The sequence below is a fragment of the Photobacterium sp. AWH4_225 genome (assembly GCF_056158405.1).
In genome coordinates, this window is record NZ_JBSWTF010000001.1 from 3,101,320 (window position 1) to 3,115,848 (window position 14,529).

The window sequence follows — 14,529 nt, forward strand, 5'->3', positions numbered from 1 at the left end:
CTATTCGGATCTCGTCCTTAATTGTCTGTATCGTCACTGTGGAGGTTCAACAGTGCCGAGCCTAATTCATCGCGATCGAGAAAAGCCAAGTCGCTCTTCACCATATCCGGACGTTTTAATTTTTCAGTGATCTTGAGTGCGATGCTCTCTCCCGCCTTACCCATTTTTGCGCGGTAAGTCGGCAGATCTTCAACAAACACCGTTGCCGCTTCAGGCATATCAATCGGGATCACATCACCCGGTTGGAGCTCCATCAGATCACGCAGAGTCAGGTCTACATCAAGCAATTTCGCCCGCATGTTTACCGGAACATCCATAATTTCATCGCGCAGGGCCTTGCTCCAGCGAACATCGGTATCCATCTTGTCACTCTGGACACCGGCATCAAGCAATTCACGGATAGGCTCCACCATGGAATAAGGCATCACCACATGGAAGTCACCACCGCCGCCATCGACCTCGATATGGAATGAGCTAACCACAATCACTTCTGTCGGGCTAACGATATTGGCCATGGTCGGGTTCACTTCCGAATCAAGGTATTCAAACTCAACACCCATCACTGGAGACCAGGCTTCACGGTAGTCCTCAAACACCAGCTTGAGCAGCATCTGAACAATGCGACGCTCGGTCGGGGTGAACTCACGCCCTTCGATCTTGGCGTGGAAACGGCCATCACCACCGAAGAAGTTCTCCACCAAGATGAATACCAACCTTGCTTCCATGGTGATCAGCGCCGTGCCTTTGAGCGGACGGAATCGCACCATGTTCAAACTGGTCGGGACATACAAGGTATTCTGATACTCACCAAACTTGAGCATCTGTACCCCATTGATGGACACCTCGGCGGTTTTTCGCAACATATTAAACAAGCTGATCCGCATATGGCGGGCAAAGCGCTCGTTAATCAGCTCCAGTGTGGGCATCCGCCCACGGACTATCCTGTCTTGTGATGAAAAATCAAAAGCAATGACACCCGTTTCACTCTGGCCACCGTCATCATCATCATCGACATCATCAACGCCATGAAGTAGCGCATCAATTTCGTCCTGGGTTAATAAGTCACTCACATAAAACCTATTGCATTACAAAACCAGTAAACAGCACCCGTTCAACCGCTTGTCGACCGGATACCTTCAATAGCGCATCTTGGACCGCCGCCAACGACTGGCCGCGTAGCTCCAATCGCCCTGTCGGGGTTCTCAATTGCTCGACCGTTGCAGCACCAAAGGTCTGCAGCAGTGTACTTTCTATCAGCGGAATATGCTGTTGGGCGATCGCTTCATTGCTATCTCCCCGAACCATCAACTGTACTTTTACCTGTACCAGCCGGTCACGGGCATCCCCCGTCACATTGAAAATAAATGGCTGAGGAAGAATAACGTAATACGCCGATTCCACAACTGCCGGTGCCGCTTGGGAGCCAGCACCGCCAGACTGCGCAATTTCTGGTTCAGGCGATGAGTCATTCAAGAAAAACCATGCCGCTGCGCCACCACCACCAAGCAGAACAACAGCCAGCACGGCAATAATAATGAGTTTTTTCTTACCGCCGGGTTGCGCTTCATCTGCCATATTCAAATCGTCCTTTATCGTTCTTTATTGTTTTTGTGCATAAATACTTGGCCAGTTTAACAGACTGAACCGCTAGGCATAATAATCAACACCGTCTTTTGGTGCTGTCATCCACAAATCCGCCGAGTGTGATTGCGCCGCTGTACCATTTGCGTGCTCATGGGATGTTCCCTGACCACGGCCCTGCTCTCCATGCTGGGATTGAGAGCCCGCCTGACCATTCATTTGCTGCTGTGAACCACCCGCAAACTGGCGGCTGCTATCTTGCTGCACGCTGCTCTGGGCCAACTGTAGCCCCTGCAGGTGTAATAGTTCGCGCAGACGTGGCATCGCCTGTTCTACCAAGTCTCTTGACTGTTGGTTGGCGACGGTAATTTGCACCGAGGCCTGATCGTTGTTCATCGACAATTTGATCTGCAGCTTACCAAGCTCCGGCGGGTCAAGGCGGATATCCACATGCTTGAGGTTCTTCGACATCATCATCTGCACCCTGTCAGCAAGCTGGTCGCCCGCCTGCTCTTTGGTCAGAAGCAATGGAGGCTGGGCATTAGCCGGCTTTTCACCTTCACCGACTATCATGCCAGCTGCAGCCGTTCGATGAGCAGCATGTAACCCTTGCGCTTCTCCAACGCCGGTTCCTAGCCCATCATCGGCCCCCGAACTCATTGCACCGTCCGTTGTACCGGCCATAGACGCCGCTGCAAGTGCACCAGCACTGCCTTTGGTCATCAATGTACCTTTTGGCGAACTCGCGGAGACGGATAGTCCCATTAGTGCGGCAACATCACTTTTGGCTGATGACGAAAGCGTACCATCCGCGGACAAAGCCTGTGATAGCGGCGATGCCCCTTGGCCATTTTTCAGCTCGGCAAGATCTGCGCCTGACAACGTCATGCCAGCTAATGCCACTTTACCCTGGGAGTCAACTTTTGCCGCCGGGTCTTTAACCAAAAGCTCTTTTGCCAATAGCTCTTTAGCCAAAGCATCTTTACTTGAGCCGCCTTTACCTTGAAGCTCTTTACCAAGAGCTTCTTTGCCAGCAGCGCCTTCTTTGGTTGCGACTCCCTCTTTAGCTATGGGATCGGATAACTGCGCTTTAGTATCAGAACCTGCAGCCATTGCATCAGGCGGCAACAATTTGCCATCTACTCCTTTTCCTGGCCCAGAAGCTGAATGACCTGCGAGCTGATTATGTGATGCCGATAGGCGCTGGAGTAATTCTTCCCCCTCACTCATCGAGCTCTTGGCATTATCAGGAGAAACCAAAGCAGAGCCAGCTTGCTGGGCAACAACATTTACATTCGTATCATCACCTGACTCGGTAGCATCAACCTCAGCAGTTTGACCTTTTGTTTTGTTCTCAGAAGTGGTTGACTGGGTAACCTCATCACTACTGCCTTCCTGAAGTAGCTCAATATTTTCAGTACCCTGGGCAACTTTATTGACGGCCTGCTCATCGGTAGCTTTTGAGTCTGTTAGCTTGGAAGAGCCGTCTTTCGTTTCTCCATCAAGCTTATTCTTCCCTTCCTGAGTGGATTCAATGTTGTCCGAAGCACCAGTAGAACCGGTTTCAAACGCATCTTTTAGCGTGTCGGTAAATCCCTTGGAAGAAGCCGATGACGTGCCATCCTTCGCCTGACTTTCAGCAACAGATGATGTCTTTGACGCTGGCGCTGAAGACGCCGACGCCGACGCCGACGCAGTATCCGCTGATAGAAATTGAGATAAAAACATAATGATGATCGCGCTTTGACTATGGCCTATAACGAATGAAATGCAAAAATTACGCCAAGTGGTTTCGTTCTATTAGCGGCTCATTTGGCGACGGGCATATTGCATCGTGGCAAACTCATCCATCATTTTCTGCTCTTGCTTATCCAGCAGGCGCTGTCGCTCCGTTTGCTTCTTCTCGATCAACCACTCAATCGAGCGTCGTTGTTTTCGCATTTCCTGCCAATGCTGGCTGCATTGCTCAACTTGCTGATCAAAATGCGCACCCGCACTCTTTTGCTTTACCAAGGTTTCATCAAGCTGATTCAAAAACTTCTGCAGATGATTGTAAGCACTGGCTGTTAGCCCTTGCTGACCCCGTTCAGACAACTGGCGACAGTAATCCAAGCGGTACTGCTCGATCTGTTGTAATTGCTGCAGATAGTTTTCACGTTCAATACGGGCTTGGTTGAGTGCCAGCGACGCCTTATGCTCCGCGTCAGCGGTCTGATTCAAAATCAGCTCCAATGCACTATCGGCTGCCATGACTTACTCCTGAAAATTATTATCCGCTTAGCTATTGCCCGCTAAGAACAGCACGCAGCATGTTGACACACATCTCGTATGGGACGGCTTCTTTCATCGACTGCTGCATGTAGCCATCGAGTCGTGGTTTCAAGGCAAACGACTGATCGATGGCCTGATCGGTACCAGGCTTATAGGCGCCGATAGACACCAAATCCTGGTTCTTGCGGCAAATAGACAATACCTGCCTAACAGCTTTGGACATCATCATATGCTCTTCGCTGACAATGGCTGGCATCACTCGGCTAACCGAGCGTTCGACATCAATCGCTGGATAGTGACCGGCATCAGCCAGCTCTCGCGATAAGACAATGTGGCCATCCAAAATGGCCCTCGATGCATCGGCAATCGGATCTTGCAGATCATCCCCTTCCGTCAGCACGGTAAAGAAGGCGGTAATGGAGCCTTGATGTTCACCACCATTACCGGCACGTTCCACCAAGGCGGGTAACTTAGCAAATACCGAAGGCGGGTAGCCTTTGGTCGCTGGCGGCTCACCAACAGACAGGGCGATTTCACGCTGTGCTTGGGCAAAGCGGGTTAATGAGTCCATTAACAGCAAGACATCCAGCCCTTGGTCACGGAAGTACTCCGCTATCGTTAATGCGGTTTGGCATCCTTTCAAGCGCATCAAAGGTGAAGCATCTGCAGGCGCAGCAACCACCACAGCACGCTGGCGTCCTTCGCTACCAAGGATCTCATCAATGAATTCTTTCACTTCTCGGCCACGCTCACCAATGAGCCCGACCACGACAACCTGTGCCGTCGTGCCCCGCGTCATCATACCCAAGGTCACGGATTTACCGACACCTGAGCCGGCAAACAAGCCGATACGCTGTCCTTTACCGACAGTCAACAACCCATTGACTGCCTTCAAACCCACATCCAGCGGCTCTTTAATTGGTTTTCTGGCTAGCGGATTGATCGGCTCGGCATTGAACGCCGCTCGATCGGCAGTGAAGATATCACCGAGACCATCAAGCGGGTTACCCACACCGTCTATTACGCGGCCAAGCAGCTCCATACCAACCGGGATCCCGCCAGCTTCGGTAATGGGCGTTACTCTTGCTCCTGGCATTACCCCGGTCAATTGTTCACTGGGCATCAAAAATAGGGTTTCTCCTGAGAAGCCAACGACTTCAGCTTCCATATCCCCCGTTAGGGTCTCGACTTTGCACAAGCTACCAACCGGTGCACGGCAACCAATCGCTTCCAATGTCAGCCCAACCACACGCACCAGACGGCCAGAGGCCACCGGTCGGCAGGCAGTATTAGAGGTTTGGTAACGGGATAAACGTTGAGCCAGATTGGCCATTACGCCTCTCCGGACTCTTGTTGAGATGACGGTTGAGGCTGAGACTGGCTGTTAAGGCCAACAAACTGCTCGAGCAAATGGCGTAGGCGAGTTTCCATCTGGTAGTCAACAGTCGAATTGCCTGATTCAACGAACAAATCACCGCGATTCATGGCTGGCTCGGCCTGCAAAGTCCACCGGCGTTCGGCCAAGTTCTCTTCGCCGTAAGCCTGCTTGATAAGATCTAAATCTTCCGGATGCAGCTGAATAGTCGTTTGCTGTCCGGCCATCGGCAACGCCGCGATACCTTCTCGCAACGTTTGCAAAATCACTTGAGGGTTAGTCTTGAGCTCAACCTGGATCAACTCTCGGGCCAAGCTCGTGGCCAAAAACACCAACTGCTGCTCAACAGCGTCATCGACCTGCTGCAACGGTGTGGCCAATTTTTCAATCAATTGCGTGAGGTGGCCGACTTGCTCGTCAATTTGCCCCTTTCCTTGTTCCAGCCCCTGCTCCAAACCTTGAGCCAAACCTTGTTCAAGCCCTTGCTGCAGACCTTGTTCCATACCCTGCTGCATACCTTGCTCGAAGCCTTCGCTGTGACCGGCAGTACGGCCTTCAGCAATCCCTTCTTCGTAGGCAGAGTGGCGGATATCATCAAGATCGGCGGCAGTAAGCGGTGGTAATTCCGGCTCTTCGTCGAGTGGCTCGACTTGCCACTCAGGATCATAATTGAGGGCATTTTCTGTTATACTCTCATGCTCTGGGGAGTAGTCCGGATAAGCCCAGCGCTCAAGCTCTTGCGCCTGATGTTCAGACACACGCAAAAAGCCGCGGCGGCGATCCATTGGGCGATCAGTAGACATAATTAGCCTTTACCTGACTATTTGCCGTTACCAGGCTAGTAGGCGTTACAATGCGAAATGTCTTTGCACGATTACAGGAATTCATCCGCACCGCCTCCGGTCAACATCAACTCACCCGCATCAGACAAGCGACGGGCAATCGATAGGATCTCTTTCTGGGCTGATTCCACGTCAGCCACACGGATTGGCCCCATAGCCTCAAGATCATCCTGCAGCATTTCGGCAGCACGCTTGGACATATTGCGCAAGATTTTCTCGCGCAACACATCATCAGCCCCTTTCAGGGCTTTCTGCAACAGATCTTGCGGTACATCACGCAGCAAGGTCTGGATGCCGCGATCGTCCACTTCAGCCAGGTTATCGAAGACAAACATCAGATCTTCAATCTGGGTTGCCATGTCTTCGTCGTTATCACGAATTTGATCCATCAGCGCACCCTCAACATTGTTGTCGAGGTAGTTCATGATTTCGGCAGCTGCCTTCAGGCCACCAATTTTCGCAGCCTGTGCACCGGCCTGACCGGCAAACTGTTTCTCCATGATATCGTTTAGCTCATGAAGGGCTGCCGGCTGGACTTCCTCGAGGTTGGCAATACGCATCATCAGATCCAAGCGAACCCGTTCAGGGAACTGTGCCAGGATCTCTGCTGATTGCTCAGGCTCAAGGTATGACAAAACAATGGTTTGGATCTGCGGGTGTTCATTAAGAATAATGCTCGCCACCTGACGGGGATCCATCCATTTCAGTGAATCAAGACCACGAGAGCCGCTGCCCATCAAGATCTGATCAACCAGGTTATTGGCCTTATCTTCACCCAAAGCCGCAATCAGGGTATTTCGAACAAAGTCTTCGCTGCCCATACCGATGCTGGTGTATTTCTGGATATCTTCCAGAAAATGGCGATGAACCGCTGATACTTTTTCTTGGTTCAGATCGGCCATTTGCGCCATCACGCCACCCACACGCTGAACCTGCTTGGGTTCAAGATGACGAATGATACTTGCCGCATCCTGCTCATTGAGGCTAAGTAGCAAAATCGCAGCTTTGTCTGCCCCAGTCAGGGTCGTGATATCAAATTTCTTGTTGTCTGTGGTTGCTACTTCATTAGCCATCTTCAGTTACCCAACTCTTAACAACCTGCGCAGCAAGATCCGGCTCGTTAGCAACCAGTGCACGAACCGCTTTCAGTAGATCTTCATCTTTGTGCAAGTTTGGTAGATCCAAGTTGCTGCTGCTTAGCTCCAGCGTTTCAACGCCATCAAGCTCGCTACCAATTAGATCAATGGAATCTTGACCACCAGCCGGTACCGGCAAACCATTTTCATCCAATGGCGTACCATCTGCAGCCTGATTTGGATACAGCAACTTGCGCATCGCTGGACGAACCATAACGACCATAATGACAATAATCACCAATGCCGCAGCCAACCAACGTACCCAAGTATTGAAATTCGGGTGATCCCAAATAGGCAGATCTGCCATCATTTGCTCTTCAGGAACAGCAAATGGCACGGAAATCACTTCCAGCATATCGCCGCGCATTTCAGAGAAGCCAACGCCGCCTTTGAGCAAGCGGGCAATTTTAGCCAGTTCAGCTTCACTTAGGGCAACACGAGTGACTTCACCGGTTTCAGGATTCGCCACCTGCTTGTAATCAATAGCCACGGAAACCGTCTGGCGATCAACCGTACCAGTTTGGGCGCGGCGGTGCCTGATGGTGGTATCCAGCTCATAGTTACGGGTCGCCTCTCGGTGCACCGAGTTATTGCCTGCACTGCCACCAGATTGTAATTCTTTGACTTCCTGAGGAATCGCGCTGTCTGCCGGCGGCTGATTACTCAACGCCCCCGGAATACCTGCGACCATGCTGCCGTTGTTGATGTCTTCCAGCGTATATTCACTGCGGGTTGACTGGGAGGCCGGGTCATATTGCTTGCGGGTCTCTTCCACGGCGCTGAAGTCCATTGAGACATCAACCTGAGCGGTATAGTTACCCAGCCCCAATACAGGGATCAGGATGGCGTCAATTTTCTCGCGAAGCGCTTGCTCTTGCTTGCGTTCCAGCTCGTATTCTTTACGACGTGCGGTTGCCTGAGGATCGGCCGTGCCCGAACTGAGCAAGCGGCCATGCTGATCCGTTACCGTAACACGGGTCGGTTTAAGTCCCGGTACCGCGGTAGCCACCATATCGACGATAGAGTCAACTTCTTGCTGGCCCAATGAACCACCAGTCGATAGAGTCAAAAAGACAGTGGCGGACGCTTCCTGGTTATGGCGGACAAACACACTTTGTTTTGGCATCGCCAGCAATACCTGTGCTTGGCGAACCTGTCGGATCTGCTCAATCGCACGGGCTAACTGACGTTCACGGCTGAGCTTCAAGCGCTCTTGCTCAAGACGCTGCGACACGCCAAAGCCCATATCCTGCAACAGGATATCGTCGCCTACTGCCGCGGTCTGGTTCAATCCGGCACGGGTCAACTCCAGCTTGATGGCAGAGAAGTTATCCGCCGGTACCCGAATAGTATTCCCATCAAGGGTATAATTGATTTTCTTCTGATCGAAATGATCGAGGATGGGGATCAGCTCTGCGGTTTCATAAGTGCCCAGCGGTCGCATTTCTGGCTCTTTAATCCAAGAGACAACAAGGACAATCAAAGCGACACAGATAGCCACCGACAGAACCAGAACGACCTGGCGCAGGACATCAAGATTACCCAGCATGCTATCAACACGCGAGGCACTCTTTTCTCCTGCATCCGGGTTCTGAAGCTCCAGTTCGCTATCTGCCATTACCGCTGTTGACGGTGAATTGCCAGCAACGGCGAGCTCATTGTTAGTTGATGGTTCCGACACGCACTACTTTCCTATTAAACCGGCATATTCATGAGTTCTTTGTACGCTTCAACCATTTTATTGCGCACTTGTACCGTCGCTTCGAAAGCAACACTCGACTTGTTGCGGGCGATCATGACATCAGACAGGGATACGCTGCGATCCCCTTGGTCGAAGCGAGTGGCTAACTCACTGGATTGTGACTGGAGCTGATTAACGCCTTTAATGGCATCACCCAGCATGGCACCGAAATCTGCGCTGACCTGTTGTCCTGTTGCCGGGCGAGAAGCGCTGGAGGCTTCCAATTGCATGGCCTGCATTTCGGCTTGAAGTCCATTTACTTTCATTTATCTCTCCTACCCGTCAGAAACTTGTCAATCCAACTAGTTGTCAGCCTAATTTCTTTATTAATATGATTATGTTAAGTATGAAGGAAATCATCCTTCAATGCGGTGATCAAACTGGGATGTCTATCCCAGCATCACGCATTTTTGCCAACTTATAACGCAATGTCCTTGGACTGATCCCTAATTTTTCCGCAACATCCTTGCGTTTGCCATCACAGGCACGAATGGTGTCTAGAATAATCGAAAACTCTTGTTCCCGCAGCTCATTTCCTAACCCATCTGCTGGCATCGCAGAATTTTGTCTCTCGGCATTTTGCTGCTCTGTCGCCACATCAGGTACAACCGCGGAATTATCATTTGACCCAGAATGTGCCATCGGCGCAAGCAGGGTCTGCAAGCCATCAGCATGTAACCAATCAAGCCCTTCTAGCAGAATGTCCGACTCGGCAACAGTTTGCCCCTGACACAGAATCAATGTCCGCTGGATAACATTATCCAGCTCTCGCACATTCCCCGGCCAGCTGTACTGCTTGAGCTTAGCAACTGCTGCCATTGAAAATTCAGGCACCGGTTGTCCTTGCTTGGTACAGTGTCGCTCCATCAGATATTGAGCTAGAGGCTCGATATCTCCCGGACGATCAGATAAAGCCGGCCACATCAATGGAAAAACATTGAGGCGATAATACAAATCCTCACGAAAGTTACCCTGCGCGACATATTCTTTGAGATCGCGGTTACTGGTTGCCAGCACGCGAACATCCAGCTTGATGCTCTTGCGGCTGCCCAAACGCTCAACTTCCCGCTCTTGCAATACCCGCAGTAGCTTGGCCTGCAAGTTAAGATCCATCTCGCTGATTTCATCAAGCAGTATCGTTCCGCCCTGAGCTTGCTCGAACTTGCCCGGACATGCCTGGATCGCTCCGGTAAACGCCCCTTTCTCATAACCAAACAAGGTCGCTTCTAGCATGTTATCCGGAATAGCCGCACAGTTAATGGCAACAAATGGCCCTTCGTTGCGGTTAGAGTTCTGATGAATGTACCGTGACATCACTTCCTTACCCGAACCACTCGGACCAAGTACCATCACGCTGGCATCGGTTTTGGCGACTTTTTCAGCCAGTGCCAATAACTTAAGTGATTTTTCATCAGCCGCAATAGTTTGCCCGCTTTCGCTTTTTACCGGTGCATAGCGACTGACCATATTGAGCAGTACTTCCGGGGCAAACGGCTTAGCCATGTAATCAATCGCGCCTTCTTTCATCGCCGAGACGGCATCTTCAATATTGGCGTAAGCGGTCATCAGCAATACAGGTAATTTGGGCCAGTTGTGCTTAATGCTGCGGAGCAAGCCAAGGCCATCCATACCCGCCATTTGCACATCCGATACAACAATATCTACGGAATTGGCTTTTAGCACCAACAAAGCCTGCTCGGCACTGTCAGCTTCCAGAGAGTGGTAACCGGCCAAAGCCAATGTGTCTACCAAGGCTTCTCGCAAGCCTTCATCATCCTCGACAACTAATACTCGGCTTTGGTTCATAGGGTCACTCCTGTCGGATCAATGTGTTGTCCGTTTTGTTCTTGTAATTGTTGTTGTGATAGTTGTTGTGATTGATCTAAAGGTGCTTTGGATATCTGCTTTCTTTGCTCACTCGCGTCCTGCTCATCGGCTTGTGGTAATGACAAGGTAAAGCACGCTCCCTTGCCTAGCTCAGATTCCAAGCTCAAGCGGCCTTTGTGCGCATTGGCCACCATCTGTACCACAGCCAGTCCAAGGCCAGTGCCCTGCTGGCGAGTGGTAAAAAAGGGTTCTAAAATTTTCTTCTGCATCTCTGGCGCAATACCCGGACCGTTATCCAAGACGGCGAGATGTATCCATCCTCCTTGGGCTACAACCTGTACCGCAACCCGGCATTGCTTGCCTGCCATCTGGATGGCATTGGTGATCAAATTACTGATCGCACTGGCCAGTGCATTGGCATTACCCAATAAAGTCAGGGACTCATCATCACAGTCGATACTGAAATCGACATTGTTATTGATCACCTGCGCTTCCACCATGCTATCCAACTCATTGAGCAAGGTTTCGAGGGTAAAGCACTCTACCACCTTGTTATCCCCGCCTTTGGCGAATAGCAGCATATCGTTGACCTGCTTTTCCAAGTCATGCAGGCGATCAACGAGCTTTCCCTGAAATCTCTCTCGCATCGGCGCCGTCAAATTAGGTGCAGCCAAGTTTGAGGCATACAGCATGGCACTGGATAGCGGCGTTCTTACCTGGTGAGCCAACGAGGCAACCATCTTGCCGAGCGATGACAAACGTTGCATCTCACTCACCCGCGATTGAAGCAGACGGGTTTCTGTCATATCGGTGATAAAGATCAGCTGGCCACTATTGGAAGCAGAAATCGCCAATTTAACCCTGCGGCCATTTTTTAAAGAAATCTCATGGCCGTCATCATCACGAGGCGAAAAGGCACGTTGGATTACATCCACCCAACGCTCATCAATAAGTGGCTGCTCAAGCAAGCGGATTGCTTCAGGATTAGCTTCACGGACGATACCGCCAGAATCCAAGAAAATCACCCCAGACGGCATCACATCCAGTACCTGCTGATACCGGCTGACTTGTTGTGACAATGTGCCCAAAGCAGGATCGGAACTTTGAGATATGCTCTGTGCAGGCTGATTATCGTCCATGGAAAACCTTGATCTGTATGCTGTCAACTACTTAGCCATGCATGAATAGTGCCAAAATTACATCTTTATTATCAGCACTTTATCTACAGAAAGGAATATAACATGACGCCATTTTTTTGGCGTCATGTTTTTGAAAAGCGTTTTTTGAGAAGCGTTTCTTTGAGGAAAATGTTTTGAGAAGAGTTTTTGAAACTCAACTAGCGGCTCAGACCATATTTGCGCATTTTCTCAACCAATGTGGTTCGGCGCATACCCAGCATATCAGCAGCGCGGGCGACTACCCCACCCTGTGCTTCCAATGCTTGGCTGATCATGTCTATTTCCAGCTCAGCCAGCATTTCCTTCAAATTCACCCCTTCCGGCGGTAAATCACTGTGGTTCTGTGCTGTTTCAAGATCTGAAGCTTGGCTGCTGAACATGTCAGCCAGCGCCATTCTTTCATGGTCATCAACAGACATGAAGTTTTCTTCCGGCTGGAATTCTGGGAACTGGCTATAGCGGTACTTCATCGGTAGGTGGCTGATATCCACCATTTCACCCGGATAAAGTATGATCAAACGCTCAACCAGGTTGGCAAGCTCACGGATGTTCCCCGGCCAGTCATGCTCCATCAGCGAGGTAACAGCACGCGGGGTAAAGTGAATTGGCTTCGCGCCCTGGGCTTCCATACGAGCCAGTAGCTCTTGGAGCAACAACGGAATATCTTCCATGCGCTCACGAAGCGCTGGCATTTCAATAGGGAAGACGTTCAAGCGGTAGTAGAGATCTTCGCGGAACTTCTCTTCGGCAATCATAGATTCAAGATCGCGGTGAGTCGCTGCGACAATACGTACATCAGCCTTAATGGTTTCACTGCCACCCACACGCTCGAAGCAACGTTCCTGAAGCACACGCAGCAGTTTCACCTGCATTGGCATTGGCATGTCACCAATTTCATCAAGGAACAGTGTGCCGCCTTCAGCTAACTCAAAGCGGCCTTTACGGGTTGAAACGGCACCTGTAAATGCGCCTTTCTCATGGCCAAATAGCTCACTTTCCAGTAAATCCGGCGGGATAGCACCACAGTTCACCGGCACAAAAGGCCCTTTACCACGGGTAGAATGGTAATGGATATTACGTGCGACCACTTCTTTGCCGGTACCCGACTCACCAAAGATCAATACGCTGGCATCGGTTGACGCGACCTGCTCCATCAAGTGGCGGATCTCGCTAATAGCCTCACTACGGCCAACCATGCTTCTGAACAAAGTATTCTTGCGACCGAATGTCGGCAATTGGAAGGTTTGTTTACCCAGGAACTCCTTGCAATGGCGGAAGGCGTCCATCAACTGACCGTAATGGACAGGCTTATCGAGATTACCCACGTAGTTCGGCAGCGCGGCGAGTTCTGCTTCATGCTCACCCATCGAGATCACCGGGATATGGTGATGGGTACGCAAGAAATTCAGTAAATTGCTTAGCGACTGGCTAGAAGAAACTTTGCCGAGTAAACAGGCGCCCCACTCTTTTTCCCAGTGCGAACTGTTAACCTCTTGAGACGAATAAGCCTCATACTGCTCACCGATAAAGGTAAGGATCACGCTTAAATCATGGCGATGCTGTTGGTCATCATCAATAACGAGGGTATGAACTTGCATAGAAAAGAGTTTGCCTGCCTACTTAAGAGTTATTTCGTGCTGGCATTATCGACATTCATATTCAAAAATTATGAAAAAATCTGCGTAATGCGACGAGAAACCACTTCAAATCTTATCTGACCATTGTAATTAAAGTACAGAATAAGGCAACCGACGGCGGGCAAAAGCTGTGAAGCTATCCCAATGAAAAGCAAGCTTGGGATAGCTTTCGAATGGATTTTATACTGGAGAGGGGCTCACAACACGTCACAGCATTACTGTGGCAATTTTATGATTCCTCGGCCAAGTGATGATACTCGGCAGGGATTTGCTCCCACGCAGACTTGATTTCACGCAGCAAGTCGACCACTTCGTTAAAGTTTTCCGACTTGTTGTTTGAGCTGCCGTCAATAATATGACGCAGCATAAAGTCATACAGGTTATCCAAATTTGTCGCCACCTCACCGCCGTCTTCCATCGACAGGCTATCTTTCAAGGTGCCAATGATCGCCAGTGCCTTAGACACCCGCTCACCTTTCATTGCGACATTGCCCTGATCCATTGCCGCCTTGGCTTGGATCAAGCGCTCAATGGCTCCCCCTAGCAGCATCAATACCACACGGTGTGGAGAGGCACTGGCCAACTGGGAGTTAACGGACACTTGCTTATATGCCTGAAGCGAACCACGCATAATCATTTCCTATTTATTTTTGATACATTTGATAGACAGACACTGACTTCTTGCCTTGCTTGGCGGTCAGTAGCTTCTGCCGTATCCGGGCTTTGTTCTGTTCGAGTAGCACTTTCAAGTCGCGGGTACGTTGCTGGACGTCCTCAAAGGCTTCCCGGCTGAGGTTGTCGCGATCTGCCAGGATCATTTTGACCTGCTCATGCCTTGCTGCGACCAACTGTTCGAGCTGCTCGGAAAAATCGTCTGGGTATTCCTCAAGCTCGAGCAAGGCTTTGATATGTTGTTCTAGTTTCGCTAACTCTTGCATGTT

14 protein-coding genes are annotated in these 14,529 nt (G+C 50.6%); all 14 read right to left on the minus strand.

What is annotated here, in order from left to right; genetic code table 11:
- Nucleotides 1–17: 17 nt before the first annotated feature.
- The 14 genes from fliM to ACXAD4_RS14440 all read right to left on the minus strand — a co-directional run bounded on the left by fliM (nucleotide 18) and on the right by ACXAD4_RS14440 (nucleotide 14,526).
- Entirely contained in the window at nucleotides 18–1,070 is a 1,053-nt protein-coding gene (gene fliM, locus ACXAD4_RS14375) for a flagellar motor switch protein FliM (RefSeq protein WP_475242337.1), read from the minus strand.
- Nucleotides 1,071–1,077: 7 nt separating this feature from the next.
- Nucleotides 1,078–1,575 (minus strand): flagellar basal body-associated protein FliL, encoded by a 498-nt coding sequence (gene fliL, locus ACXAD4_RS14380; protein WP_475242338.1) that lies wholly within the window; start codon nucleotides 1,573–1,575, stop codon nucleotides 1,078–1,080.
- A 72-nt stretch (nucleotides 1,576–1,647) separates the two neighbouring features.
- Nucleotides 1,648–3,309 (minus strand): flagellar hook-length control protein FliK, encoded by a 1,662-nt coding sequence (locus ACXAD4_RS14385; protein WP_475242339.1) that lies wholly within the window; start codon nucleotides 3,307–3,309, stop codon nucleotides 1,648–1,650.
- 72 nt (nucleotides 3,310–3,381) lie between these two features.
- On the minus strand, nucleotides 3,382–3,831 hold the full coding sequence (fliJ, locus tag ACXAD4_RS14390) for a flagellar export protein FliJ (RefSeq protein WP_317523945.1): 450 nt from the start codon (nucleotides 3,829–3,831) through the stop codon (nucleotides 3,382–3,384).
- A gap of 31 nt (nucleotides 3,832–3,862) precedes the next feature.
- Nucleotides 3,863–5,185: a flagellar protein export ATPase FliI gene (gene fliI, locus ACXAD4_RS14395; RefSeq protein WP_475242340.1), complete on the minus strand. Its 1,323-nt coding sequence runs from the start codon at nucleotides 5,183–5,185 to the stop codon at nucleotides 3,863–3,865.
- Nucleotides 5,185–6,030: a flagellar assembly protein FliH gene (gene fliH / locus ACXAD4_RS14400; RefSeq protein WP_475242341.1), complete on the minus strand. Its 846-nt coding sequence runs from the start codon at nucleotides 6,028–6,030 to the stop codon at nucleotides 5,185–5,187. The genes fliI and fliH overlap by 1 nt, the downstream gene beginning before the upstream one ends.
- A gap of 71 nt (nucleotides 6,031–6,101) precedes the next feature.
- Entirely contained in the window at nucleotides 6,102–7,142 is a 1,041-nt protein-coding gene (fliG, locus tag ACXAD4_RS14405; RefSeq protein ID WP_475242343.1) for a flagellar motor switch protein FliG, read from the minus strand.
- Complete coding sequence (gene fliF, locus ACXAD4_RS14410) at nucleotides 7,135–8,886, minus strand: flagellar basal-body MS-ring/collar protein FliF (protein ID WP_475242344.1); 1,752 nt, start codon at nucleotides 8,884–8,886, stop codon at nucleotides 7,135–7,137. Before fliF ends, fliG begins: the two co-directional genes overlap by 8 nt.
- Before the next feature lie 14 nt (nucleotides 8,887–8,900).
- Nucleotides 8,901–9,212 carry a flagellar hook-basal body complex protein FliE gene (gene fliE, locus ACXAD4_RS14415; RefSeq protein ID WP_475242345.1) on the minus strand — a complete coding sequence of 104 codons (312 nt, stop codon included), beginning with the start codon at nucleotides 9,210–9,212 and terminating at the stop codon, nucleotides 8,901–8,903.
- Nucleotides 9,213–9,321: 109 nt separating this feature from the next.
- On the minus strand, nucleotides 9,322–10,752 hold the full coding sequence (locus tag ACXAD4_RS14420) for a sigma-54-dependent transcriptional regulator (protein ID WP_475242346.1): 1,431 nt from the start codon (nucleotides 10,750–10,752) through the stop codon (nucleotides 9,322–9,324).
- Nucleotides 10,749–11,912 (minus strand): sensor histidine kinase, encoded by a 1,164-nt coding sequence (locus ACXAD4_RS14425; RefSeq protein ID WP_475242347.1) that lies wholly within the window; start codon nucleotides 11,910–11,912, stop codon nucleotides 10,749–10,751. Before ACXAD4_RS14425 ends, ACXAD4_RS14420 begins: the two co-directional genes overlap by 4 nt.
- 197 nt (nucleotides 11,913–12,109) lie before the next feature.
- Nucleotides 12,110–13,549, minus strand: a complete 1,440-nt coding sequence (locus tag ACXAD4_RS14430) for a sigma-54 dependent transcriptional regulator (protein WP_475242349.1) — start codon at nucleotides 13,547–13,549, stop codon at nucleotides 12,110–12,112.
- Nucleotides 13,550–13,817: 268 nt separating this feature from the next.
- A complete protein-coding gene (gene fliS, locus ACXAD4_RS14435; protein WP_475242350.1) occupies nucleotides 13,818–14,219 on the minus strand; it encodes a flagellar export chaperone FliS in 402 nt (133 codons plus the stop codon).
- Nucleotides 14,220–14,232: 13 nt separating this feature from the next.
- Nucleotides 14,233–14,526 (minus strand): flagellar biosynthesis protein FliS, encoded by a 294-nt coding sequence (locus ACXAD4_RS14440; RefSeq protein WP_475242351.1) that lies wholly within the window; start codon nucleotides 14,524–14,526, stop codon nucleotides 14,233–14,235.
- Nucleotides 14,527–14,529 lie beyond the last annotated feature (3 nt).